The following is a 24,978-nucleotide window of genomic DNA, read 5'->3' as shown; positions in this document are numbered from 1 at the left end:
TTCACCTACTACGTTCCCGATGCCGGAGATGCCGGCCAGCCACAGACAGGAGACCCGTCCGTGACCCTCCCCGGGCCCATGGGGCTGTCCATGCGGGACCGCGCGGTGGAAGCCGACGTCCGAGCCGGACTGGCGGCGGTCGAGGCGGGCCTGCTGGAGGCCACGAAGAGCGATGTGCCGTTCATCACCGAGGCCGCCCAGCACCTGGTGCGGGCGGGCGCCAAGCGGCTGCGGCCGCTGCTGGTGCTGCTGGCCGCGCGGTTCGGCGACCCGGCCGCGCCGGGCGTGGTGCCCTCGGCCGTCGTCGTCGAGCTGACGCACCTGGCGACGCTCTACCACGACGATGTGCTGGACGACACCGACGCGCACCACCGCACCGATGATTCCGATACGAACTGGGACAACTCGGTAGCTGTGCTCACCGGCGACTTCCTCTTCGCCCGCGCCTCCCACCTGCTGGCCGACCTGGGCCCGGAGGCCGTACGGATCCAGTCCGACGCCTTCAGACAGCTGGTCACCGGCCAGATCCTGGAGACGGCCGGCCCCAGCGGCGACCGCGACCCGATCGAGCACTACCTGGAGGTCCTGGCGGGCCGGGCGGGTTCGCTGATCGCGGTCTCCGGGCGGCTGGGCGCGCTGGCGTCCGGCGCGGGGCGGGAGGTCGCGGGCGCGCTCGCGCACTACGGCGAGCGGCTGGGCGTCGCCTGCCGGCTCGCCGAGGACGTGCTGGACATCGCCGAGGGCCGCGGGGCCGGGGGCCTGCCGCGCGGCCGCGCGGGCACCGCGCTGCGCGAGGGCTTCGCCACACTGCCCGTCCTGTATCTGCGGGCGCGGGCGAAGGCGACCGGCTCGCCCGAGGACCGGGAGCTGTGCGAACTGCTCGCCGCCGGGTTCTCGGACGAGCCCCGGTACGCGGAGGCGCTGGGCCGGCTCCGCGCCCACCCCGCCCTGGAACAGGCCCGGGTGGCCGCCGCCCGCTACGCGGACGAGGCCCGCGCCGCCCTGGCGCCGCTGCCCGCCGGCGCGGCGCGGCGGGCGCTGGAGGACCTGTGCGAGGTGGTGACGCGCGGCCGCCCGGCCGTCTCACCCACGGCCCCGGCCCCGCTGGTCACCGCGGAGCAGGGACTCCCCGAAGCGGCGCAGCCGTGAGACGGCGTCGGGGTCGGGGTCCACGCGGCGCGCCCCACGGCAGCGGCAGTCCTCGGCCGTCACAGGAGGCCCGGGGCAGCCGGCTCCCCGGCGCCGGCGCCCACCGCCGACCCGCGAGGACCGCCGGACGACCGCCGACAGCCGCCTGAATCGCTCCCTGGCAACCACAGCGAGGAAACCCGCCCGCCCGCGCCCCGTATTCCACCCGCGTTCCACCCGCTTGCACCCGTGTTGCACATTCCGGCCCCGGTCAGCGCCTGCGCTGCCCCGCGTAGAACATCGAGGCGCCGGTCACCACGAACAGCCCACCGGAGATCCCCAGGGTGAGGGCGGTCTGGCCGGACTGGTCGGGCCCGTCCGGCAGCCGTGGCTCCAGGACCCCCATCGGGTCCTCGCGGAGGACGACGCGCTGGAGCCGCTTGATGTGGTCGAAGCAGTTCTGCTGCTGCGATATCTCGTGCACGGCCCGCTTCCCACCGGTCTCCTTCACCGTGCAGTGCTGCTGCTCATCGCGGTCCTCGACCTTGATGACCACGGCTGGCACCTTCTCCCCGAAGGTCTTCATATAGAGCTCGTACAGCCCCGGCCCGGCGAACAGCGTCAGCGCGAACCCCGCGCAGGACACCAGCGCCGCCGCCCCCGCCCGGTGCCAGATGCCGCCCGCCACGGTCGCCGCGACGGCGAACGTCCCGAGCGCGAGCACGACTCCGGCGTAGATGCCGACCGACGGATACTGGGCCAGCCAGGCGGCGGCGGTGAACATCAGCGGCACCGACACCGCCCACACCAGCGAGGTGACCAGCCGGCGCGCCGTGGACGGCGGGGCCCCCGCCGCCTTCTTCCCCGTGGCCACGACGGACTCGGGCGTTCCCATGCCTGCTCCCTGCTTCGCTCACGCCTGACGGGCAGCAAGCATGCCGCAGCCGCCGGTCCGGCTACGCCCGGGGCTCGGGCAGGGGCAAGCGGAGGCCCATTCGACCTACGCTGTCAGCTCATGGATTGGACTACGCCCATAAGCACGCTGATCGGCGCGATAGTTGGGGTCGGATCAACGCTGCTGGGTGAGGCTGTTCGCGCAAAACGCGATCGAGGGCACCAGCTGCACCAGCTCAGGCGGGAGCTGTACGCCCGCTACCTCGAAGCCCTCACCAACACGGACAGCGAGCTGCAACTGCTCGCCATCCGCCAACAGGCGCCCGTGGACGAAGGCGACGTCCGGGCCGCCTGGCGCAGTCACTCCCTGCTCTCCCTGAACTACGAGATCACCCTCGTCGCCCCGACGCCGGTAGCCGACGCCGCCGATACGGCATACCGCTCGCTGCGAGCGATGCGGAACGTCATAGCCACGACCGAGGTCACCATCGGCAATCCCGGTACGCCGGAGAACAACGCCCCCGGAGCAGCCGAGTGGCAACACGTCCACCGCACCTACATCGACGCGCTGGCCGCCCTGCGCTCGGCCATGCGCACCGACATAGGCCCCGCACACCAGCCCACATGACCAGGGGATTCAAAGATCAAAAAACTTCAATGGCGACAGGCCCTGTCGCACCCGTGTCAAACTGTGAATACAGCGGAGAAACCGCCGTCGGCTCCGGAATTCTCCGCCAACATGGTCTGCCGGGAACGGGTACGGGGGTGCCGTCGTGTTGTCACTGTTTTCGGAAGGGATCTTCACTCCGCATACACTTCTGGACGAACGCACAATCGACGTTCTCTCGGCGGCAACCCAGCGCTGCTCGGGGACAGTCCGCCCGAGTGACATCCTCTACGCCGCGATCGACGCCGGCGATCAAGGAGTTCTGTCGGCACTCGCGCTCACGCTCGCCGACGGTGCCCAGCCGCGGCATCTGCTGGAAACCATCGCGGTGTACAACCCGGGGAGCCAGGACGGACTGGATTTCGATTTCGACGGAAGACGTGAGCGCTTCACACCGGAGACGCTGTCCGGCCTCGACCGCTTCGCCGCGGAGTTCGCCCAGGACCAGGATCGGCTGCGCCCCGTCTGCCTCGAACTGCTCATCGCCTGCGTCCTGGATCATCCCGACCCCGGTGACCGGCAGTTCCTGCGGATTCTCGACATGGCGGCCGCCGCGCGCACCCTGCGGGAACAGGCACGCCTCAGCACCGAGCAGCCTCCCGCTCTGCTGGACGAGACCGGGAGGCTGCGCTCCGAGGATTTCTCGGCGGATGCCTGGGCCGTTCTGGAGCAGGCGGCGGGGCGCGCGGGTGAGCTGGGGTACGACCGCCTGTTACCGCCGCACTGTTTCCTCGCCCTGCTCGGCGAGACGGAGGGGCTGACCGAGCGGCTCGTCCGGCTCCAGATCCCGCCGCAGCTGGGCCTGGTGAAGGTCGCGGAGCTGCTGAGCGGCGCCTTCCGGCTGTCACAGCACGGAAAGGACGCGCCGCCACTGCATCGTGACGGGCTGGGAGAGCCGATGCTCGCCCTGCTCCGGCGCGCCTGGCGGGCTGCCGCGGTCTGGGGTGCCGAGCTGGTCGACACACCGCATCTGCTCGATGCCCTGCTGGAGGATCCGCCGCCGAGGCTGGCGTCGGTGTTCCAGGGGGAACCGCTCCGGGTGGACCTCGCCCGCATGCGTGAGCTGCTCGCCCAGGCCGTCAGGGAGGCGCGCACCGCGGGACCGCGCGAGGTCTCCTTCCGGTTACCGCCGCAGTCACCGCCCGCCGAGGATCTCACCTGGCTGGCGCGGACCCAGGGGATCGTTCCCGCCCTGCACCTGGAGCGCTACTTCGACGCCCTGGGTCGAGCCCTGCATCGTACGACCGACAACCATGTGCTGATCACCGGGCCCGCCGGGGTCGGCACCACCACCCTGCTGCGCGAACTGGCCAGGCGCGCGGCGGCCGGAGAGCTGCCTTTCCTGCGGCGCAAGCGCCTGCTGCGCGTCGACTGCCATGACGTACCGGACTCCGAGAGCGGTGCCAAGCTCGCCAGGATCATCGCCCATGTGGCCGGGCGTACTGATCTCATCGTGTGCCTGGACGGCCTTGGAGCCATGCTCCGCGGCCCCGGGGGCACCGACCACGTACCGGCCCTGCGCAGCGCGCTGAAGGAGCGCCGGATCCATCTCGTCGGGGTGCTGTCCGGCCAGGAGTACGACGACCTGCTGTCCTCCGACCACGCCCTGCGCGAACTCACCACCCGTATCGACATGACCGAGCCGGCCCGGGCCTGCGCGCGAGACATGGTCCGCCAGGCGGCGGACGGCCTGGAAGCGGAGTTCAACACCGAGGTGGAGGACCGCGCCGTCGACCGGGCAGTCGTGATGTCCGGCGACTACATCCTCAACCAGCGGCTGCCGCTCGCCGCCGTCAAGGTGCTCCGCCGGGCCTGCGAAGACCTGGATTACCGCCGTACGCAGCTCGGCGATACCCGGGCCGTCGTGAACACCGAGGACGTGGTGCGGGTCATCGCCGAAGTGTCGGGCGTGCCCGCCGGGCAGATCGCCGGCACGGGCGGGGAGCGGACCGACTACGAACAGGCGCTGGGCGGGTCCGTCTTCGGGCAGCGGGAAGCGGTCGAGGTCGTCGCGAGCGAGCTGCGCCGCATCAAGTCGGGCCTGGCCGGGGCGAGCAACGGCCCCGCCTCGGTGATGCTCTTCGCCGGGCTGACCGGGACGGGCAAGACCGAGCTGGCGAAGACCGTCGCGAGTTTCTACTCCTCCTCCAAACGCCTGCAGACCTACCCCATGGAGAACTTCTCCGAGGCGCACAGCGTGTCGGGCATCATCGGCTCCCCACCGGGATACATCGGCTACGAGCGCGGCGGCCGCCTCATCAACGAGCTGAACGCGGACCCGTACTGCGTCTTCCTGCTCGACGAGGCGGAAAAGGCGCACCCCGAGGTCTGGCGGCCGTTCCTCAACCTCTTCGACGAGGGCTGGATCGTCGACCAGCGTGGTGTCAAGGCCCATGGCGACCGGGCGATATTCATCCTCACCAGCAATGCGGGTCAGGAGATCATTTCCCGGATGGCACGGGAGGGCCGGTCCGACGAGGAGATCGTCGCGCGGGTGAAAGAGGCACTGCCCCAGATCGGGAACCGTGCGCAGGGCGGTCCTGTCTTCTCTCCCGAGTTCTTGGCGCGCATTCGCCGGATCATCGTGTTCCGCCCGCTGGACCTGGACGCCATGACCGGAATCTGCCGCAAGCTGGTCGACCGGCAGCGCGAATTCTGGCTGGACAAGCGAGAAAAGGAGCTGGTCGTTCCCGAAACGCTGATCCGCTACGCCGCCGGGCGCGGACATCTGCTGAACGAGAAGTCCGGCGGCAAGGAGGGCGGCCGCATCATCGCGAAGATCCTGTCGGACCTGATCGAGAATCCCATCCTTCTCGAACAGGAGCGCCGGGAGGCGGAGTTCCGGAGTTGCACCCGCATCGAGCTCGACTTCCGTCGCATCGGGCCCGGCGAACCCCGGACGGACGTCCGCTTCAGCCCCGCTCCGGCGGCAAATACGGCGAAGGAGGCCGGACCGGGTCATGAGTGACGACGGAGCCGGGACCGACCTGCGGTCGTTCGAGGGCCGGGTGATCAACGACCGTTATCTGCTCACCAAGTGGATCGGTGGCGGCGCCTTCGGCGCGGTCTTCCTCAGCGAGCAGCGCATCCTCGGCCGCCCCGTCCGGCGGGTCGCCTGCAAGATCTCCAAGGAGACGGGGATGACCGAGGCGGACGCCCAGGAGCGGTTCGCCGACATCCTGCGGCTGGCCGAGGCGATGGACGGGATGACCGACGCCGAGGCACGCCGCCACCTCGTTCATGTGTACGACGGCGGGCTGGCCCACGACGCCGACGGCCGGGCGTTCCTGGTGATGGAGTACGTGCAGGGCACCACACTCGCCGCCCAGTTCGAGACGTTGAAGACGGTCCCCGCCAAGCTGCTGTTCAACTGGGCCCGGCAGATCTGTGTGGCGTTGCGCGGACTGCATGCCCTGGACCAGCCGTTGCTGCACCGGGATCTCAAGCCGGACAATGTCCTGCTGGGCTCGGACCTGACCGTGCGGCTGATCGACTTCGGCCTCGCCGCCAGGCTGCTGGCGTCCGGGACCGTGCCCGGAGTCGCCGGCACTCTGACGTACATGGCGCCCGAGACCTCCCAGGGCGAGAGCGTGCCCGCCTCCGACCTGTACTCACTCGGGGTGCTGATGTACGAGGGGCTGACCGGCCGGCTTCCCTTCGCGCACCTCATACCGCCCCCCGGCCTTCCCGACACGCTGCACGGCGACTGGCTGTACCAGCAGAAGAAGGAGGGCCACGCGGCGGCCCCGCCGTCACGGCTGAACAACACCGTGACGCGCGGGATCGACGCCGTGGTCCTGCGCTGCCTGGAGTTCGAGCCCGCGCGGCGGTTCCGCAGTGCGGCGGAACTCCTGGACGCGCTGGCCGGGGCCGAGGCCGGGGCCCACCGCCCACCGCCCGGCGAGAGCGCGCTGGAGCAGGCCCGGAAGCAGGCGGCCGACGGCGATCCGGCCGGCGCGTGCCACACCCTGCGCAAGTGCCTGGACTCCGGTTCGGGGGATCTTCCCCCCGCCGTCCGGCTGGCGCTGCTGAGCGAACTCGCCCGCCTGCTCGACGGGCAGGGCGACCCGGCCGGCTCCGCTCGGCACCTCGCCAGGGCCTGGCAACTGGTGCGCAACAGCGCCCTTCTGCGCACCCGGAAGGAGCGTTGTGCCCTGCTGTCCCGTACGGCCGACGCCTACCGGCGGGCCGGGAACGCCTTTCAGGCGACCCACTTCGAGGATCTCCTGCGACGTGAGAGGGGCAGGGGGTGAGCACAGCCGCATGAGTCCGCCACCATCCTTCGGCGACTTCCTCAGCCGCTCGGGGCGATTGCGCAGACAGTGGACCGCCGCTCTCAAGAACCCGGACCCGCCCAGCGGCCTGGCGCGACTGCGGGAGCTCTCCGTGCGGATGGAGGAGCGCCCCGAAGCGGCCGCTCCGCTGTGGACCGACTTCTTACGGTCCCTGGTCGGCCGCCCATTCCAGCCGCTGCTCACCGAGGACGATTTCGAAGCGCTGGAAAGGCTCGGCCTGCGCGTCGCCCAGACCGGTGCCATCCCCTTCGACCAGGTGGTCCGGCCGCTGGTCAAGGCGCGCTATGGGCGCGGCGAGGAGAAGCAGGTCTACGAACTGCTGACCCGGCTGTACTGGGAGGCGCCGGACCAGGATCCGGTCAGGGCCGCGCTGGCGGACGAACTGGCCCGGTCCGGCCGACAGGACGACGACCATCTGGAGGTCTGTGCGGACCTTCTGGGCCGGGGCGGGCCACGGCCCCCGGCGGTGGTCGCGCTGGCCACCGACGCGCTACAGGTGGACTTCACGTCGGAGGCGGCGCAGCTGCGTCGGGCGAACAAGCTGGCAGCGACCGGACTCCCAGGGGCGGACCGCGCGGCCGGGCTCCACCGGCTGTTGGTCACCGCGGAACTCGACCTGGCCAGGGACTGCTTCCTCGCGGCCTGCGCGGCGGACCCACGCGACGGGACCGCATTGCTCGGGCTTGTGGCCGCCTACGTGCGGGCCGGCGAGGCCGCGAGTATCCCTGAATGGGCGTTCGACGCAGCCCGTGAAGCCCCGCCCAGGGTCGCCGCGATGGCCGAGCTCGGCCGGGTGCTGGCCTGGTTCGACTCGGACACCGACACACGTCCCCCGGCCACCGACCGGCTGGCCGCCCTCGACCTGACCCTCGAGGCGGGCCCCTGGTCCGCCTACGCCCGCGGCCGCCTGCACCTCCTGGACGGCGACGCCGCGCGGGCCCGCGATCTGCTCGTGCCCCTGACGGCCGGCGCCTCCCCCTTCCCGCAGTGGCGCTACCACGCGGCCTGGTCGCAGCTGCTCTGCGGCAGCCGCGCCGGACTCCGGAGGCTCATCGGCACGATGACCCCGAACCCGGACGACTGGGCGCTCGCCTGTCTCCTGCTGGACGCCGAGCCGGATGCGGTGCCCGGCACTGACGCGGAACATGCGGCAGCCGCGGCCCCACCCGGCTACGAGCGGATCGCCCAGGTCCGCCGTGACCTGACCGCGGGCAGGCGGCCGCCGCCCGGCGCCGCGGACCAGCCCGCGCCCGGTCTGCCCGCGCCCGGCCTGCCCGCGAAGGTCGGCGGCTTACCGGAGCGGCTCGAGGCGTTGCGTACGGCCCTGGGCGAGGCGTACAGCCGGGCGATGCCGGCGGAGATGACGGCGCTGGTGAGGCAGCCGCTGTACCGGCGGCTGCCGAAGGCCGACCGTTTCTTGTGGTCGGGGCTGCTGGCGCTGCGGCGGGATCCGGAGGAGGGGCGGCGACTGCTCGGGGCGGCCCTGGCGCTCGGGCATGAGCGGGCGGCGCTGGTGCTGGCCGCGCACCACTTGGAGGAGCGCCGTCCGGCCAGGGCGCACCGGCTGCTGGCCGGGCGCGGCGGCGCCAAGGCGGAGTTGCTGAGCGTGTGGGCCGAGGCGGCCGGGGGCGGGTCGGACGAAGCCATCGCGGACCGGCTGGAGCGGCTGGCGGCCCGGGAACTCCCCCAGGTGCCGTACGTGCTCGGCGCCGTCTGGCTGCATCAACTGGCCGGGGAGGGCGCGACCCTGGACCCGGACGACGCCCCGTACCACGCGCGGCGGGCGGCCAGGGATCTCGGCCGGGCCGTAACCGCCGGGCCGGGCGCCGTACCCCCGGACGCCCCTGTACTGCTGCGGGCCGCCACGACGGTCGCCTACGGAACCGCCCCTGGCCCGGGCGACGAGTCGGCGGGGCTGCCGTCCTCCGCACGGCAACATCCCTGGGCGGAATGGGTCCTGGGCATCGCGCTGCTGGCCGAGGAGCCGGAAGCCGCCGACCTGGAACTGTGCGGGCGGCTGGCCGCCCTGATCGAGGATGCCGACGAGCCGCCCCCGCAGGCCGTGGCCGGGCTGGCCGCCGCGCTCACCCGTGCGGGCATGCTCGCCGAAGACCCTGACCGCCGGGACTCCCTCGCCCGGTTGGTGCGCAGTCTGACGAACCAGTACCCCTCGCCGGAAGTGCACGCGCTCGCCGGTCGGATCACGGCTGCGGCGATCGCACTGCCGGCCGTGGGACGCCCACCGCTCCAGGCGGCGCAGCCGTCCGGCGCCGTACAGCCCGTGCCGGCGCTGGCCTGTGCCGCGCGCGACCTCGCGCGGGGCGACCGGGGCGCCGCCGTACAGGAGTTGCGGGCCGCATCGGCGGACAGCGCCATGTGCGCCGTGCTCGCCGACGTGCTGGACGGCCGCTCTCCCGGGGCCTCCCCGCCCGACGGGGCCGGGAAGCAGGCCGCGCTGGTCCGGGTCGTCCATGCGGCCGGGCTCGTCGAGAGCGATCCCAAGCGGTGCCTTGACCTGCTCTCCGCGGCGGCGGCCGACTGCGATCTGGCCGCCGTCACCGACATCACCCGGCTGCTGCCCGCGCTGTTCGCCCACGCCGAGGGCCGCGATCCGGGCAGCCGCAAAGCGGGTCGTGCCAGACCGAACGGCGCCAAACGCCGTCCCGGCGAGCCCCATCCGCTGGCTGGTCTCGTCAGGCGGCTGACCGATGAGTGCCCGCCCTCACTCGACACGGCGGTCCTGGCCGACTGCGCGACCGCCGTCGGGGATGACGTGACGGCGGAAGCGATGTGGGTGCGGGCAATACACCGGGCTGAACAGGAAGGGCTCGACTCCGGCCACCTCCGCGCCCGATTCGCCCGGCTGCTCTGCCATCAGGCGGTGACCGCCCGCCGAGCGGGGCACGCGTTGCGGAGCGCGGAGCTGCTGCGCCGGGCCGCTGACGTCCTGCCATCGGCCGGCCCCCCGATGAAACGCGTCCCGTCCCGCGGCAGAGTCCAATCGCTCGCCCGCGACCTGGAACTCGGCACATACGTCGACCGCCTGCTGGACCAGCTCTTCCCCGGCGCCGAGCCGGAGCCCGTCCCCTGGGAACGGCCCGGCCGTTACTCCGCCCTGGAGACGACCGTCGAGGCCGACAGCAGGCTCCTGCGCGCCCTGAGGTCGGGAGGGAGCAGAGGAGTCGAACGGAGCTGGGCGGACTGCCTGAAGACCCTGGAGTACGACGTCCGCCTCCACCACACCCTGGCCCTGCTGTACCGGAGCATGGCGCTCGGCGGGGCCGCGCCCACCGCGCAGGCGGGCGGACACCTCGCCCGCGCGACCGTGCTGTGGACCCTTCTGCTGGCATCAGGAGAATTCTGGGAGCAGCACGGCGAGGCGCCCGTCGGGCCCGAGGCGGAGACGCGGCTGCGCGGCATCGTGTGCCGGGACATGTTCGGCATGCACCGCAAGCTCGGTGCCGAGGCCCTCCAGGCAGGGCAGCGGGATACCGCCCGGCAGCACCTGCGGGTGCTGGAGACCGTCCGCGAGGGGGAGTCCGCCGTCCATGGCCTTCTGCGGGACTTCGGCATCCCGTGGTCCGTGGCGGTCGACGCGCGGCGCTGGGCCGAGATCTCCGCCCTGGCCGGTTCGGTCACCGACGCGTGGTGCGACGAGGTCGTTGAAACCGCCGAGAAGGCGGTCAGAGACTCGGCCGCAATCGCGAAACTGGCCGAGGGGATCGACAAGGACTACGAATCCGGCATCCGTCTGATGGAGCCGCTGATCGGCCTTGGTATTCCGCTGCCCCGCCTTCTACGAACCGGACTCGACTGGTACAACGGGCTACAGACCTGCCTTTACCAGATGCACAGAACCGAGGAACTGCGGAAGGTTATCGGAAAAGCGCGCAGGTTCGCCGACGAGCTCGCTCCGCTGTGCACCCCGGGCAAGGGACATCTCCCGGGCAACCGAGCGCTCGGCCAGCATTTCGCGTTCCGCGGACTGTTCGTCGCACAGGGCAGCCGAGCCGCCATCGTGTCGTACGAAGAGGCGCTGAAGTGGGATCCCGGCAACCTCAGCGCCCCCGACCTGCTCGCCCAGACCCTCTTCAGGGCACAGGTGGAGCGTGTCCTCGCCGCGCGGAAGGCGGAGAACTATCCACGCATGCTGACCGCGGCGAAGAAGGCGTACGAATTGGCCCGCACCGACCATGACCGTTCGGTGGCTCTGACCTACCAGGCCACGAGTCACATCTATTCCAAAAAATTCCCCCAAGCCCTTCCGTTGTTGAAACAGGCTGTGCGTCTCGATCCCTCCAACGAGGCGGCCCGATCGTTCTACGACCAGTTACACGACAAACCGTGAGAGGAGACTTATGAAGCCGAATCCCTTCCACGTCCTCGGACTTCCCGTGTCGGCGGGCGACGAGGAGGTGGCAGAGCGCTTCCAGGAACTCGCCGTGACCGGGGCGCAGGACGCGGGTGCGCTCGCCGAGTGGGCCAAGGACGAGTTGATGGGCCTCCCGGAGACCCGCGAACTGCACGTACTGCTGGAGGCTCCGGGTGCGGACTACCGCGGCGAGCGATGGGAGGACTTCGCCCGGCAGTACGGGCGCCGTCCCATCGCCTTCGACGCGCCGTCCGGGCGGGCGGAGGCGCCACGGGCGGCGGACTTCGACCTCGCCGCCGTGGCCCGGCTGTTGCTGGACGAGATGCTGACCCCGCCGACCGTCGACATCCGCCCCGCTCTGGACAACGCGCCGGTGCCGCTGCGCCTGGAACTGCCGCCGCTGGAGGTACGCGATGTCCTCTTCGGCTGAGATGCCCTCTCCGGCTGACTCCTCGCCGGCTGGTTCCTCTCCGGCCGACGCCGAGGCCCACCCCACCGGGAACGTGATCGACTGGGACGAGTTCGAGGAGCGCCCGGTGCCGGAAGGGCTGGGCGGACCTGAGCAGCCGGACCTCGTCAGCCCGGGCCGCGCGATGGCCGCCCTGCTCCAGCGGTACTGGTCCGACCTCCAGAACGAGAGCAACAGGGCGCACAAGGAGACCGCAGCGGCGCGCCAGGTACTCATCGAACTCGCCGTCCATGTGGCGCGGTTGGACGGTCTGCTGAGGGAGGCGGCCGGTCCGCTGGAGGCGGCAGGCGCCGAGTCGCTGGGTCGCCGTCTGCACGTGGCCAGAAAACAGGTGCTCGAACCGCTGCACGCGCTGGACATCACCACGCAGGACCCCAACGGAAAGCCCTACGAATCGGTCGCGGATGTCGTCGACATCGCTGGGTGGCGTTATGGGCCCGAATTCACCGCCGAGGTGGTGGCGGAGACCGTGGAGCCGATCGTGCTCGACTGCGGCACGGTCGTACGGCTGGGGCAAGTGATTATGGGCGCGCCGCTGAGCGCCGGAACGGAGAACGGCGCATGACGCAGTACGTGAGCAAGGCCGTCGGAATCGACCTGGGGACCACCAACAGCGCGGTGGCGGTGATGAACCCGACCGACACCGACCTCGTGATCCACCAGGACGGCATGAACGCCCGCACGACACCGAGCTGCGTATGGCGCAACCCCCGAAACGGCGAACTCGTCGTCGGGCGCAAGGCGTTCGCGAGGGTGGGCAGCGAGCCGGAGCCGGTCACCTCCGTCAAACGCCTCATGGGATCACGTAAGACGGTGACCCTGGCGGGCGAGGAGCACACCCCCGTCGACGTCTCCGCCGAGATCCTGCGGGAGATGAAGCGGCAGATCGAGCAGGACGTGGCAGAGTTCGACACCGGGGACGTGCGCTGGGTGGTCGACCGCGCGGTCGTCACCGTACCCGCGTACTTCGACCAGCCGCAGATCGACGCGACCCGCAAGGCGGCGGAGAGCGCCGGTCTGCGAGTGGTGGACCTGCTGCACGAGCCGACGGCCGCCGCGAGCTACTACTGCTGGCGGACCGGCACCCGGGACGGCACCTTCCTGGTCTACGACCTCGGCGGCGGCACCTTCGACGTGAGCGTGGTGCGCTGCAAGGCCGCCGACTTCAAAGTGCTCGGTATCAGCGGCAACACCATGCTCGGTGGGGACGACATCGACACCGCGCTCGCCCGCCACCTCCAGCAGCTGCTCCAGGAGGACGACTGGGCGATGGACCTGGACCTGGAGAACGACGCGGAGGACCGGCTGCGCTTCCGGCGCCTCAAGTCCCTCGCCGAGTCCGTGAAGAAGGGGCTTTCGGACCGTACGGAGTTCATGCTCCGCGACTCCGGCGGGCTGACCGACAAGGACGGGCAGCGGGTCGTCATCGACACCGTGATGGAACGCGCGCAGCTGGAGAAGATCGCCCGGCCGCTTCTGGAGCGCACCTTCCAGTACTGCGACGAGGCGCTCGACCAGGCGGCCGAGGAGGCCGGGGTCACCCTGGCCGACGTGGACCAGATCATCCTGGCCGGAGGCTCCACCCATCTGCCGCTGGTCCAGGAGATGGTGAAGAGCCGGTTCTGTGCGCCCGACCTCGGCTCCCCCGACCCCGGCTCGCCGCGCGCCAAGTGCACCGACCCGGTGTACGAGCAGGTGGACACGGTCGTCGCACTGGGCGCCGCCGTGCGAGCCTCGGCGGTGGGCGGCCTGGACATCTTCAACGAAGAGCGGACGGTCCGGGTGGGCTTCCGCGGCACCGTGGTCACGGCCTCGGACCGCACCGTGGTCGGCGGGACGGTCGAGGCGCTCGACCCCGATCTCGATCTCGGCGGCGGCTCGGTGCGGCTCAGCACCGAGGAGTATGAGGACGAGGCGCAGCTCAGGCCGGGCGGCAGCTTCGCGTTCACCCGCATTCCCGTACAGCCGGACGCGCAGAGTCTGCTCACCGTCGACGTGTTCGACGCCGATGGGGAGTTGCTGGCGACCGTCGGACGCACGGTCGTCCACGACCGCGCCGCCGCGCAGAAGCCGGGGCGCAGTACGACCAGCGCGTCCATCAACGCCAAGCCGATCCTGCTGGAGGTGAACCGCGAGGGGCGAACGCAGCGCGACGTGCTGATCCCCGCGCTGCGGCCGCTGCCGTTCAAGGAGCGCTACGACTTCAGCCACCCCGGTGACACCGACACTGTGGAGTTCCGGCTTTACCAGCAGGCCCGCCAGATCCAGGTCATCACGGTTCCGGTGCCGTCCTCGACCCCCAGGGGCACGGTGATCGACCTGGACGTGGAGATGGACGTGCATGCGCTCATCACGGTGCGTGGCTCCATCGGAGACCATCCGTTCGAGGCACTGGTCGAGGTGCCGCCGGAGGCCGAACTGCCGGGAGAGGACCAGGTGGCCGAGCTGGTGCGCGGCTTCGAGCAGGGCGTCGAGTTCCTGCCGGCGGGCGAGCGGAACGTGAAGAGGACCAGGATGGAGATGGCTCAGAAGGCCTTCGCCGACGCTCTCGAACTCGGCGAAAGGACAGTAGCGAGCCATGAGTTCGAGCAGATGCAGGCGATCGCCGACTCCGTCGGCAAGCCCGACGCGGAGGATCTTCAGCCGCCCAGGCCGGACTTCGAGAAGCTCGTCAAGGACTGTACCGAGCTCAACCGGTACGTGGCCACGTTCAGCGCCGAGGCCGAGGCCCCGCACGACGAACGGGAGCTCGCCCAGGCCATCGAAGTCCAGCGGGATCAGGGCGAGCGGGCACTGAGCGCCGGTGACCAGCGGTCGTACTCGGAGGTCATCACCCAGCTGCAACACATCTTCGAACACCTCCGGATGCTGGCGTACCGGCAGCATCAGAAGGACCGCGGGCCGGTCGCCGACACCGAAGTGGCCGAATCTCGGCTCCAGAGTGCCCTGGAGATCCTGAACCTGGTACGTACGCAGGTCCAGGCGTCCCGTACTGCCACGGCCGAACACCGTCAGGAGGTGGAGGACATCGGGAAGCGGCTCGCCGGGTTGCAGGCTCTCATCGCCCAGGATCCGCACCGGGTCCAGCAGGAAGCCGGCCAGGAGCGTCAGCGCCTGATCCGGCTGAAGAACATCGTCATGGGTTCGCCCGACGACCCGGACGGCCCCGGCGCCGGCATCCCGGTGGCCATCTCATGACGGCCACGACGAGGCACGTCCGCTGCCCGGTGGCCCTGTGCCGCAAGGAGAACACGTACGGGACGGAGGTCTGCGCGGGCTGCGGCACGCCCCTGTCCGGCTATGCGCGGCTGCACACCTACCCCGCACACCTGTTCAATCGGGGGCTGGCCGCGGCACGCGAGGGCCGCCTCACCACCGCACGGGACTGCTTCGCCGCGGTGGTGCTCTGGTGCCCCGGCGACACCGAGGCGCGCAACGCGCTGGCCTTGGCCGGCCTCCGGCTCGATGACCCCGACGAGGCACACCGGCAGTGGGCGGAGGTGCTGGACCGCAGACCGGGCGACCCGAAGGCGACCCGGGGCCTCGCGCGGCTCGCGGAACTCGCGGCGCTCGCCGAACCGGGCGGGACCAGCGGGACCAGCGGAGTCAGCGAGCCCGGCCCAGGGCCTGGATAAGCAGTTCGGGGTCGACCCCGAGCTTGCGCATCAGCTCACGCCCCGATGACTCCTCGTCCGCAAGCAGGGCGAGCAGGATCGCGGTCTCGCCGACGCGACCGGACGAAGTGCGCCCGGCGGCGCCGCGCCGGCGGGCCTGGTCAAGTACGTCGTGGACGCGGGGGGACAGGTCACGGCGCCGGGGGGTGAGCATCTCGGAGAGCCGTCGGAAGGCGCGCTCCCCGGCCGCCCCCTGCTCGTGCATGCCGCGGCGCAGCGCTTCGCTTCCCATCGCGCCGAAGGCGAGCAGCAGCGTATAGGTGCCGATGACCTCGCCGCGCGTCTCGGCCAGCAGATTGGCGAGCCGCACTATGCCCACGGCGCTCCGGCTCAAGTCGTCCATCGGCAGCCGCTCGTCACCGTTGAGCGCCGCCGTGCCCGGGGCCAAGGTGTGCTGGCCGGAGGTGTTCTGATCCAGAGTGCTCTTGTCCAGGCTGTTCCGGCCCGGAGTTTTCGTCGCGCCGTCCGGCAGCAGCCTGGCGAGCGGGACCCCGCACAGTTTCAGCAGCCGGGAAGAGACGCCGCCGCCCACGGCGACGAAGGCCGCTGTGATGTCGGCCGTGGTAATGGTGCTCCTGCCATCAGCGGCAACGTGGGTGGCCGCTTCCATGAACACGCGGTTGACGGTGTCGGACAGGAGGCCACCACGCCCCGTACGAGTATCGGAACCGCCGACCGTGCCGGAGCTGCGGCTGAGGACCTGGTGGATCACCTGGTCGAGGGCCTCCATGGCGTCCGGCCCGATACTGTCCTCGATCCGCCGCCGTACGTCCGCCTCGCCGAGCAGCCCTTGCAGCAGGTCGACAGAGGCGATCCCGCCCCGGCCGACCGCGGACGCGCGCACCCGCCGCATCAGCATCTGCGCGTCAGGGGCGAGAGGGAACGTCAGGTCGTCGTCGGACGGTTCAAGCGCCTGAGGGTTCCCCGTCGTCGCGTCCGTCACGTCCTTGGTGAGGCCCGCGGCCGGGTCGCCGTACAGGATGAAGGATGCCCAGGCGGCGTCCGGCCGTTCGCGGAGCGCGGCCCGGGCCGCCCGGACGGCGGCACCGGCCGACTCACCGGCGAGCAGCCGTCCGTAGAACCCGGCGGCGAACTGCCAGGCGCCCTCGTCGGCCACATCGGTACGGGTGCCGACGACGGTCTTCGCGCCCAGGGCCATGAAGGACATGCACATGCTGGCCACTTCGCCCCCACCGGCGGAGGCGCAGCCATTGATGAAGGTCACCGGCGGCGCGCCACACGCGGAGAGAGTCTGGAGGACGACCTCGCCGAGCAGTTGCCGGTCGTGCATCATCAGGCCGGTCGTGCCGGAGCCGGTCGCCACGTGACCGCAGAAGTGGAAGAGATCGTACGGCGTCTCCTCGGAGGCCAGTTCCGTGACGACGTCGAGCAGGGTGGCCTCCTGACCCAGCAGCACCTTGCACTCGATACCACGGCCGACCAGCCACGCCGCGACCTTGGCAACCTCCTTGCGGGCGGAGGCAAGGTCGCCGAGCGTGTCGCCCACGATGAGCGCGCGGCCGACCCGGCTGATGCTGCGCCCGCCGACGACGGGGCGCTTGCCCATCAACCGACGCCCGAGATCATGCTTGAGGCAGACGAAGTCCGCACCGTCGTGCAGCAGTTCCCACGGGACATCCTGCTCGTTCGTACGCACCAGGACGGGTCCGGTCGACGCGTGCAGCCGGGTGACCAGCTCGGCCGCGTTGCCCTGTACCCGCGGGAACAGATGCCCGTAGAGCAGCTTGCCCCACTTGGCCAACTCCTTGACCAGGCCTGGTTCCGGGTCCGGTTCCCCGGCCGCTGCCTTCGTCAGGGCCTCGTCGATCCGGGCGCGGCAGCCCTTCACCAGTCCTGGGTCGACCTCGACCGTGTACTCCATTTCGAGCGGAGGACTGTCGCCAACAGTGCTGCCGACCCGCAGGTCGTACTCGTAGCGAACGGTCATGCCTTGTCCGGTGACCCGAACGTTCAGCGTGGCCGGTTCGCTCATGACGGCCCGCTCATGACGGACTGTGCCGCCGGACGAATGCCTCGACGAGCCGCTCCTCGGCGGCGGTGGAGGGCTGGATGATCTCCACCTTGTCGTCCCCCATGATCACCGTGATCGAGGTGACGCCACCGGTCCTGTCCGCCGTGCCCGGCCCATTCCCCGAAGGGGCGTTACGCTCCCTGGTCAGCCAGCCCCGGATCGTATCGATGATCGAGACCAGGGTTCCGGCCGAGGTCACCACGAGGGTGGCCACCTCGACGACACCGCCCGAGCGTCGTCCGGGCGCCGGTCGTGTCGCGTAGACCGGTACGACCCGCGCGGCCCCGCTCTCGAACAGTTCCCGCCCCAGAGCAGCAGGTGCATCCGCTCGTACATCCCCGTTGAGGACCAGTTCGCACGCGAACCCTCCGTCGGGCTTCCGCTCCACCACGTACGACCTCCATCTTCTGCCCATAACCCTAAGACGCACCGCCGTTGCAGGGGACCCCTTCGGCCACATGCGCACAACGCCCCCGGAGCCGTAACGCAGTAGCCGGATTCGGCGGGTTCGGCTCAGTGCGCTGTCAGGAGCGGACATGCTCGCCCGCTTGCTGCGCCTGTCTCAGGCGTCGGCCTGCCCAACCAGCAAGCACAGGTTGTAGCGGCCGCGGCTGAGGTGGTAGCGCAGGTCCGGCTTCGGCCTGACGCGCCCGGCGATGGTCACAGGGTCGGATTCCTGGGCGGGGCGGGCTCGCGGGGGAGGGGAGAAAGCTCACGGAGGTAGTAGCGCACGTTTCCGCGTGCGGAGCCGTGCCGTGTGCATGCCCCAGCCGAACCCCGCAACTGAGACCAGAAATGAGACCACCGGCAGCCGCGCGGCCCGCGCACGGCGCCGCCGCCGTATCCGTTGCAACAAAGAACCCCATCTCAGACACTGTCCGAGCTGGGGTTCTGTCGGAGCCGCCTAAGGGAATCGAACCCTTGACCTACGCATTACGAGTGCGTCGCTCTGGCCGACTGAGCTAAGGCGGCATGCTGCCTGGCCAGGCTGGCATCAGCAGCGTCGCCAAGTCTACACAGTTTCGGGGGGTGCTCCGTACGGGGTTGATCACTGCCCGGGTGCGCAGCATTGGCGCAGGTCAGGTGCAGGTCAGGTGCAGCGTTTGCCGGAGGGGGGCGGGGTGCCGGTCAGGAGGTAGGTGTCGATGGCGGTGTCGATGCAGGTGCTGCCGCGGCCGTAGGCGGTGTGGCCGTCGCCGTCGTAGGTGAGGAGGGTGGCGGAGGCGAGCTGGGAGGCCAGGGAGCGGGCCCAGGTGTAGGGGGTGGCGGGGTCACGGGTGGTGCCGACGACGACGATGGGGGCGGCACCCTTGGCGCGGAGGGGGTGGGCGGTGCCGGTGGGGCGCACCGGCCAGTAGGCGCAGTTCAGGGCGGCCCAGGCCAGGGCCTTGCCGAAGACGGGGGACGCCTTCTGGAAGGCGGCGAGGGATTTGCTGACGTCGGCGGGGGTGCGGAAGGCGGGTGGGAGATCCAGGCAGTTGACGGCGGGGTTGGCGTACATGAGGTTGGCGTACGAGCCGTCGGCGCCGCGCTCGTAGTAGAGGTCGGCGAGGGTGAGCAGGCCGCTGCCGTCGCCGCGGGTGGCCGAGCGGAGGGCGGTGCGCAACTGGGGCCAGGCGCCCTCGTCGTACAGGGCGGCGAGCACACCGGTGGTGGCCAGGGACTCACCGAGGCGGCGGGACTCGCCGGCGGGCACGGGGTGGGCGTCCAGGCGGGCGAAGAGGGCGGACAGGCGCCGGCGGGCCTGGGCGACGTCGCGCGTGCCCAGGGGGCAGCTCGCGCGGCGCACACAGTCCTTGGCGAAGGCGGTGAAGGCGGTCTCGAAGCCGGCGGTCTGGTCGCGGTTGATCCGCTCGGAGGAGAGCGCCGGGTCGAGCGCGCCGTCGAGGACCAGGCGGCCGACGCGGCGCGGGAAGAGGTCGGCGTAGGTCGCGCCGAGGAAGGTGCCGTACGAGGCGCCGACGTAATTGAGCTTCCGGTCGCCCAGGACCGCCCGCAGCAGGTCCATGTCGCGCGCCGCCTCCACGGTCGAGACATGGCCGAGGAGCCGGCCGGAGCGGGCCGCGCAGCCGCGGGCGAACTTCTGGTACGAGGCGACGAGGCGGCGGGTCTCGGCCGGGGCGTCGGGGGTCTGGTCGGTCTGGGTGAAGGTGTCCATCTGCTTGTCACTCAGACAGGTGATGGGCTCACTGGCGGCCACGCCGCGCGGGTCCATGGCCACCATGTCGTAGCGCGCGCGGATCCGGGCCGGGTAGCCGATGCCCGCGTAGCTCTGGAGATAGTCGATCGCGGAGCCGCCCGGGCCGCCGGGGTTGACCATCAGGGAGCCGAGCCGCTTGCCGGAGCCCGTGGCCTTCTTGCGGGAGACCGCGAGCTTCACCTCACCGCCGCCATCGGGCCGGGCATAGTCCAGCGGGGCCTTCAGCGTGGCGCATTCGAAGCCCGCGCCGCCTCTGCATTCGCGCCAGCTGAGCTTCTGCCGGTAGTACGGCGCGAGGGCGGCGGCCCGAACCGACGCCTTCGTCGACGGCGGCTTGCGCGGCGAGGAGGCGCCGGAGGTGCAGCCGCCGAGGAGCAGGGCGACGCCGGTGAAGGCGGCGCCGAAGGCGCGGAGCGTGCGGCGGCTGATGTCCATCGGCAGTCCTCGGTCGATTCGGATATGCGGAGCGTAGTCGTATCGACGCGTTCCGTGCTCGCCTGTGGATAACCCTGTGGCCGCGAAACTCGTACAGGTGATCGAGAGCGCCGCGGGCTCAGCCCGCGCGCAGCGCCATGGTCATCGCCTCGACCGCCAGCAGCGGCGCCACATTGCGGTCCAGCGCCTCACGGCAGGCCTTGACCGCCTCTATCCGGCGCAGCGTCCGCTCCGGCTTGGAGCCGGCCGCGATCCGCTCCAGCGCGTCCTGGACGTCGGTGTTGGCGATGGCCGTACGCGAGCCGAACTGGATCGCGAGCACGTCCCGGTAGAAGCCCGCCAGGTCGGTGAGTGCCAGGTCGAGGCTGTCGCGCTGGGTGCGGGTCGCGCGGCGCTTCTGGCGGTCCTGGAGCTCCTTCATGGCGCCTGCGGTGCCGCGCGGCAGCCGTCCGCCCGGCCCGGCGGCAGCACCCAGCGCGGCGCGCATCTCCTCGGTCTCCTTGGCGTCCGTCTCCTCCGCGACCTGCTTGGCGTCCTCGGCCGCCGCGTCGACCAGCTCCTGGGCCGCCTTCAGACAGCCGCCCACGTCATCGACGCGGAGGGGGAGCTTCAGCACCGACGCGCGGCGGGCCCGCGCCCGCTCGTCGGTGGCCAGGCGGCGGGCCCGGTCGATGTGGCCCTGGGTGGCGCGGGCGGCGGAGGCGGCGAGCTCGGGCTCGATACCGTCCCGGCGGACGAGGAGGTCCGCGACGGCGTCCACCGGCGGCGTGCGGAGGGTCAGCAGCCGGCAGCGGGAGCGGATCGTGGGCAGCACATCCTCCAGGGAGGGCGTGCACAGCAGCCACACCGTGCGTGGCGCGGGCTCCTCGACGGCCTTGAGCAGGACGTTTCCCGCGCCTTCGGTCAGGCGGTCGGAGTCCTCCAGGATGATCACCTGCCAGCGGCCGCCGGCCGGCGAGAGCTGGGCCCGGCGGACGAGGTCGCGGGTCTCCTTCACGCCGATGCTCAGCAGGTCCGTACGCACCACCTCAACGTCGGCGTGCGTCCCGACCAGGGTGGTGTGGCAGCCGTCGCAGAAGCCGCAGCCGGGGGCGCCGCCGAGCGCCCGGTCGGGGCTGACGCACTGGAGCGCGGCGGCGAAGGCGCGGGCGGCCGAGGCGCGGCCGGAGCCGGGCGGGCCGGTGAACAGCCAGGCGTGGGTCATCTTGGACGCGGCGGGGGCTCCGTCGGGCGAGGCGGTCGGCCGGCCCCCGGCAGCGGCCGCCGCTGCCGTGACCAGCGCGTCCGCGTCGCGCGCGGCAGCGGTCAGCTGGCTCGCCACCCGGTCCTGTCCGACCAGGTCGTCCCACACCGCCATGACCGCCTCCGCCGCTCGTCCTTACGGCATCCCATTGTGGGCCACTCCACCGACAAGCACCGACAGCGCCTGACAGCGCCGACCGCGCGGGCGGCCCACCGGGGTCAGCGGCGGCGCCGGCCGCCGTCCTCGTCGTCACGCGGGCCGAGCAGCTCGTCGGCCAGCGTCGGCAGGTCGTCCAGCGGGGTCTCCTCCGCCCACTCCGGGCGGCGCCGCTGCCGGGGGCGGCTCGACGGCTCGGACTCGGCCTGCCGGGGCGGCTGCCCCTCGCCGAACTGCGGGATCTCGCGGGTGCGCTCGTTCCCCTGTCCGCGTCCGCCTTCCTGGGCGCTGCCCTGCTGGGCGCCTTGCTGCTCCTCCGGCCGGAACAGCCACGGCGGCACCCGGTCGGCCGGGTCGCCGGACCGGGACTCGCCGGACCGGGAGTCGGCGGACCGGGAGTCGGCGGGCCGGTCGTCCCGTACGGGCGGCAGCACGGCCGTCTCGTCGGCCGCGCCCGCGGGCGGAGTCGACGGAGCCGGCGGGGAGGGCGGCTTGGGCAGGACGGCCGTCTCCTCGACGTCCGAGCCCCCCTGGGGCCGCACGGGCGGCAGCACGGCGGTCTCGTCGGCGTCGGCGGCCCCGCCGCCGGGGCGGGCGGTCCGGGGGTCGACGCGCGGCGTCTGGACGGTCACCGTCGAGTCCGCCGTGTCCGCGTTCTTGGACGGCGCGGGGGCCGGGGTCTCGACCGTCGGGGCGTCAGCGCTCGCGGAGGGAGAACCCGCCGGGGGCGCGGCCGGAGCGGCCTTGGGCTCGGGCGCGGGCGACGGGCCCGCCTCCGAGGCCAGCCGCGCCTCCTCGGCCCGCAGCAGCGCCTCCTCCGCCTTGCGCTGCTTCTCCAGGCGGCGCGCCTCCGCCTCGGCCCGCAGCCGGGCCTCCTCCTCGGCCTGGCGGCGGCGCCGCTCCTCCTCGACGGCGCGGGCCCGGTCCTCGGCCTCGATGCGCTTGCGCTCCTCCTCGGCGCGCCGACGGGCGTCCTCGGCCCGCTTGCGGGCCTCCTCCGCCTGGCGCTCGGCCTCGCGCCGCCGAGCCTCCTCCAGCTCGAGGCGCTTGCGCTCCTCCTCCTCGGCGCGCGCCTTGGCGAGGGCCTCCTGCCGCTCGCGCTCCAGCCGCTCCTCCTCCGCCTTGCGGCGGGCCTCCTCCTCGGCCTTGCGGCGCGCCTCTTCCTCGGCCTTGCGCCGGGCCTCCTCCTGCGCCTTCACCTCCGCCTCGGACAGCGGCAGCATCCGGTCCAGGCGGTGGCGTACGACGGCCGTGACGGCCTCGGGCAGCTGGCCGGCGTCGACGACGAGGTAGCGGGCCGGGTCGGCCGCGGCGAGGGTCAGGAAGCCGTTCCGTACCCGCTGGTGGAACTCGGCGGGCTCGGACTCGAGCCGGTCCGGGGCCTCGGTGAAGCGCTCGCGCGCGGTCTCCGGCGCGACGTCGAGCAGCACCGTCAGGTGCGGCACCAGGCCGTTCGTCGCCCAGCGCGAGATGCGGGCGATCTCGGTCGGGGCCAGGTCACGGCCGGCGCCCTGGTAGGCGACGGACGAGTCGATGTAGCGGTCCGAGATGACGACCGCGCCGCGCTCCAGCGCCGGGCGGACCACGGAGTCGACGTGCTCGGCACGGTCGGCCGCGTACAGCAGCGCCTCCGCCCGGTGGGAGATCCCGGCCGAGGAGACGTCGAGCAGGATCGAGCGGAGCCGCTTGCCGATGGCGGTCGCGCCCGGCTCGCGGGTCACCACGACCTCGTGGCCCTTGGCCCTGATCCACTCGGCGACCGCCTCGACCTGGGTGGTCTTGCCCGCTCCGTCGCCGCCCTCCACGACGACGAAGAAGCCGGTCGCGGCAGGCGCCTCCACGGCCTCCGCGCCGCGCAGCGCCTCGCGCAGGTCGTGCCGCAGCGGCACGCCCTGGCGGTCGTCGGTCTTGCCGAGGACGAGCGCGGCGACGGGCAGCAGCAGCGCACCGACGAGCATGAGGGTGAAGGCCGCGCCGCCGTGGGCGAAGACGAAGTCGCCGCTGCCCAGCCGGTGCGGTCCGATCACGGCGGCCAGCAGCGGGGCGGCCACCGCTCCGAGCCCGACGAAGACGCGGACGACGGCGTGCAGATGCTCGGTCGTACGGGCCCGGCGGGACTCCTCGGCCTCCTGGTCGAGCAGGACGTGGCCGGTGTTGGCGGCGATGCCCGCCGAGACCCCGGCGACCACGGTGATCAGCACGACGGTCGTGGTGTCGTGGACCAGGCCCGCGACCAGCAGCGCCAGCCCGGTCAGCGCGATCGCCAGCGCCAGCAGGCGGCGCCGGGACAGGCCCGGCAGCACCTTGGGGGCCCAGCGGACGCCGACGGCCGGGCCGCCGCCGAGGGCCAGCACGAGCAGCGAGAAGCCGACCGGCCCGCCGCCGAGGTCGACCGCCTGGAGCGCGGCCACGCCGACGGCTGCGGCGACCGCGGCCGCGACGGCGGCGCAGGCGAGGACGAGCAGCGGAACGGCGCCGGTGCGGCCCTTGTCGGGGCCGGAGCCCGACGCGGCGCGCGGGCGGCGCAGCCCCTCCAGGGGGGAGCGGGCGCGGGGGGCCTCCGCGCCGGAGAGCTCGACGAAGTACAGGATCGACAGGGAGGCGGAGAAGAGCCCGGCGCCGACGTACGAGCCCAGCGCCGCCTGGTGGGTGTCGAACCACACGAGGCCGGTGGCGAGCAGCCGTCCGACGAGCGTGGCGGCGAGCAGCGCGGCGGCGGCGATGGGCAGCGCCACGAAGTTGGTACGGAGCCACAGCCGGCGCAGCGCGTCGAGGTGGTCGGGCAGCGGGCGGACGGCCGCGCCCTCGAGGGGCGGGGCCGGGAGCAGCCCGGGTGCCGCGCTGTCCTTGGCCACGGTCCACAGCCGCTCGGCGACGCCGATGAGGAAGGTGGTGATGAGCAGCCAGGCGACGGCGTCGTCGGGGGTCCAGTCGATCCACAGGGGGGCGACGATCAGCAGCGCCAGCCGCAGCGCGTCCGCGCCGATCATGGTCCAGCGGCGGTCCAGCGGCCCCGACGGTCCGACCAGCGCGGACAGCGGGCCGAGCAGCACCGCCCCGAACAGCACGGTCGCGAGGGACCGCGCGCCCAGGACCGCCGCGACGGCCAGGGCCGCGCCGCGGTATCCGTCGCCGAAGGCACCCGTGGCGACGGACGCCTGGAGCGACAGCAGGACGAGCACCAGCACGGCCAGCGCGTCCGCGGTGCCGCTGACGAGCTGGGCGCTCCACAGGCGGCGCAGCGGCGGATGGCGCAGCAGGGCTCGTACGGCACGCTCGCGGGAATCCGCGGCAAGGGCGCCGGATGTGGTGGTCACGTCCGTAGGCTGCTCTCGCGTCATCCCGCCAGCCTATCCGGATCGCGTTAATACCCGGGTACCCGCCCGAACAAACGGGCGGGCATCCGCGCGATC

Annotated in this window: 15 protein-coding genes and 1 tRNA gene; 9 read left to right on the top strand and 7 right to left on the bottom strand. The window is 72.1% G+C overall.

The window, feature by feature from the left end; translation table 11 throughout:
• The first annotated feature begins 60 nt into the window (after positions 1-60).
• Positions 61-1,149 carry a polyprenyl synthetase family protein gene (locus ACZ4WQ_RS29135; RefSeq protein WP_385345695.1) on the top strand — a complete coding sequence of 363 codons (1,089 nt, stop codon included), beginning with the start codon at positions 61-63 and terminating at the stop codon, positions 1,147-1,149.
• Positions 1,150-1,399: 250 nt separating this feature from the next.
• On the opposite strand, the gene ACZ4WQ_RS29130 is transcribed toward ACZ4WQ_RS29135, so the two are convergent.
• Positions 1,400-2,023, bottom strand: a complete 624-nt coding sequence (locus ACZ4WQ_RS29130; RefSeq protein WP_311727095.1) for a hypothetical protein — start codon at positions 2,021-2,023, stop codon at positions 1,400-1,402.
• Between the two features lie 120 nt (positions 2,024-2,143).
• On the opposite strand from ACZ4WQ_RS29130, the gene ACZ4WQ_RS29125 reads away from it, so the two are divergent.
• The 8 genes from ACZ4WQ_RS29125 (at position 2,144) to ACZ4WQ_RS29090 (ending at position 15,460) form a co-directional block, all read left to right on the top strand.
• Positions 2,144-2,650, top strand: coding sequence for a hypothetical protein (locus ACZ4WQ_RS29125; RefSeq protein WP_468022544.1), 507 nt, complete (start codon positions 2,144-2,146; stop codon positions 2,648-2,650).
• A 145-nt stretch (positions 2,651-2,795) separates the two neighbouring features.
• A complete protein-coding gene (locus ACZ4WQ_RS29120) occupies positions 2,796-5,657 on the top strand; it encodes an AAA family ATPase (protein ID WP_468022543.1) in 2,862 nt (953 codons plus the stop codon).
• Entirely contained in the window at positions 5,650-6,942 is a 1,293-nt protein-coding gene (locus ACZ4WQ_RS29115) for a serine/threonine-protein kinase (RefSeq protein WP_398376594.1), read from the top strand. Before ACZ4WQ_RS29120 ends, ACZ4WQ_RS29115 begins: the two co-directional genes overlap by 8 nt.
• Positions 6,943-6,952: 10 nt before the next feature.
• The gene (locus ACZ4WQ_RS29110) at positions 6,953-11,332 is read left to right on the top strand and encodes a tetratricopeptide repeat protein (RefSeq protein WP_468022542.1); all 4,380 of its coding nucleotides are present in this window, start codon (positions 6,953-6,955) and stop codon (positions 11,330-11,332) included.
• A 10-nt stretch (positions 11,333-11,342) separates the two neighbouring features.
• Positions 11,343-11,786: a hypothetical protein gene (locus ACZ4WQ_RS29105; RefSeq protein ID WP_398376592.1), complete on the top strand. Its 444-nt coding sequence runs from the start codon at positions 11,343-11,345 to the stop codon at positions 11,784-11,786.
• Entirely contained in the window at positions 11,770-12,390 is a 621-nt protein-coding gene (locus tag ACZ4WQ_RS29100) for a hypothetical protein (RefSeq protein ID WP_398376591.1), read from the top strand. Before ACZ4WQ_RS29105 ends, ACZ4WQ_RS29100 begins: the two co-directional genes overlap by 17 nt.
• The gene (locus ACZ4WQ_RS29095) at positions 12,387-15,023 is read left to right on the top strand and encodes an Hsp70 family protein (RefSeq protein ID WP_468022541.1); all 2,637 of its coding nucleotides are present in this window, start codon (positions 12,387-12,389) and stop codon (positions 15,021-15,023) included. The genes ACZ4WQ_RS29100 and ACZ4WQ_RS29095 overlap by 4 nt, the downstream gene beginning before the upstream one ends.
• Positions 15,020-15,460, top strand: a complete 441-nt coding sequence (locus tag ACZ4WQ_RS29090; RefSeq protein ID WP_468022540.1) for a tetratricopeptide repeat protein — start codon at positions 15,020-15,022, stop codon at positions 15,458-15,460. The genes ACZ4WQ_RS29095 and ACZ4WQ_RS29090 overlap by 4 nt, the downstream gene beginning before the upstream one ends.
• Here ACZ4WQ_RS29090 and ACZ4WQ_RS29085 read toward each other — a convergent pair.
• From ACZ4WQ_RS29085 to tmk, 6 genes are all read right to left on the bottom strand, one after another.
• Positions 15,432-17,492 (bottom strand): CHAT domain-containing protein, encoded by a 2,061-nt coding sequence (locus ACZ4WQ_RS29085; protein WP_398376585.1) that lies wholly within the window; start codon positions 17,490-17,492, stop codon positions 15,432-15,434. The genes ACZ4WQ_RS29090 and ACZ4WQ_RS29085 overlap by 29 nt on opposite strands.
• Positions 17,493-17,502: 10 nt before the next feature.
• Positions 17,503-17,922 carry a hypothetical protein gene (locus tag ACZ4WQ_RS29080; RefSeq protein ID WP_398376583.1) on the bottom strand — a complete coding sequence of 140 codons (420 nt, stop codon included), beginning with the start codon at positions 17,920-17,922 and terminating at the stop codon, positions 17,503-17,505.
• A gap of 507 nt (positions 17,923-18,429) precedes the next feature.
• Positions 18,430-18,503: transfer RNA gene (locus tag ACZ4WQ_RS29075), tRNA-Thr, on the bottom strand.
• A 118-nt stretch (positions 18,504-18,621) separates the two neighbouring features.
• Positions 18,622-20,166 (bottom strand): alpha/beta hydrolase, encoded by a 1,545-nt coding sequence (locus ACZ4WQ_RS29070; protein WP_468022539.1) that lies wholly within the window; start codon positions 20,164-20,166, stop codon positions 18,622-18,624.
• A 118-nt stretch (positions 20,167-20,284) separates the two neighbouring features.
• Complete coding sequence (locus ACZ4WQ_RS29065; RefSeq protein WP_398376582.1) at positions 20,285-21,523, bottom strand: DNA polymerase III subunit delta'; 1,239 nt, start codon at positions 21,521-21,523, stop codon at positions 20,285-20,287.
• 104 nt (positions 21,524-21,627) lie between these two features.
• Positions 21,628-24,906 (bottom strand): dTMP kinase, encoded by a 3,279-nt coding sequence (gene tmk, locus ACZ4WQ_RS29060; RefSeq protein WP_468022538.1) that lies wholly within the window; start codon positions 24,904-24,906, stop codon positions 21,628-21,630.
• Positions 24,907-24,978: the final 72 nt, after the last annotated feature.

The sequence above is a fragment of the Streptomyces sp. NPDC028305 genome (assembly GCF_055569495.1).
This window is presented reverse-complemented; position numbering and strand designations above follow the sequence as displayed.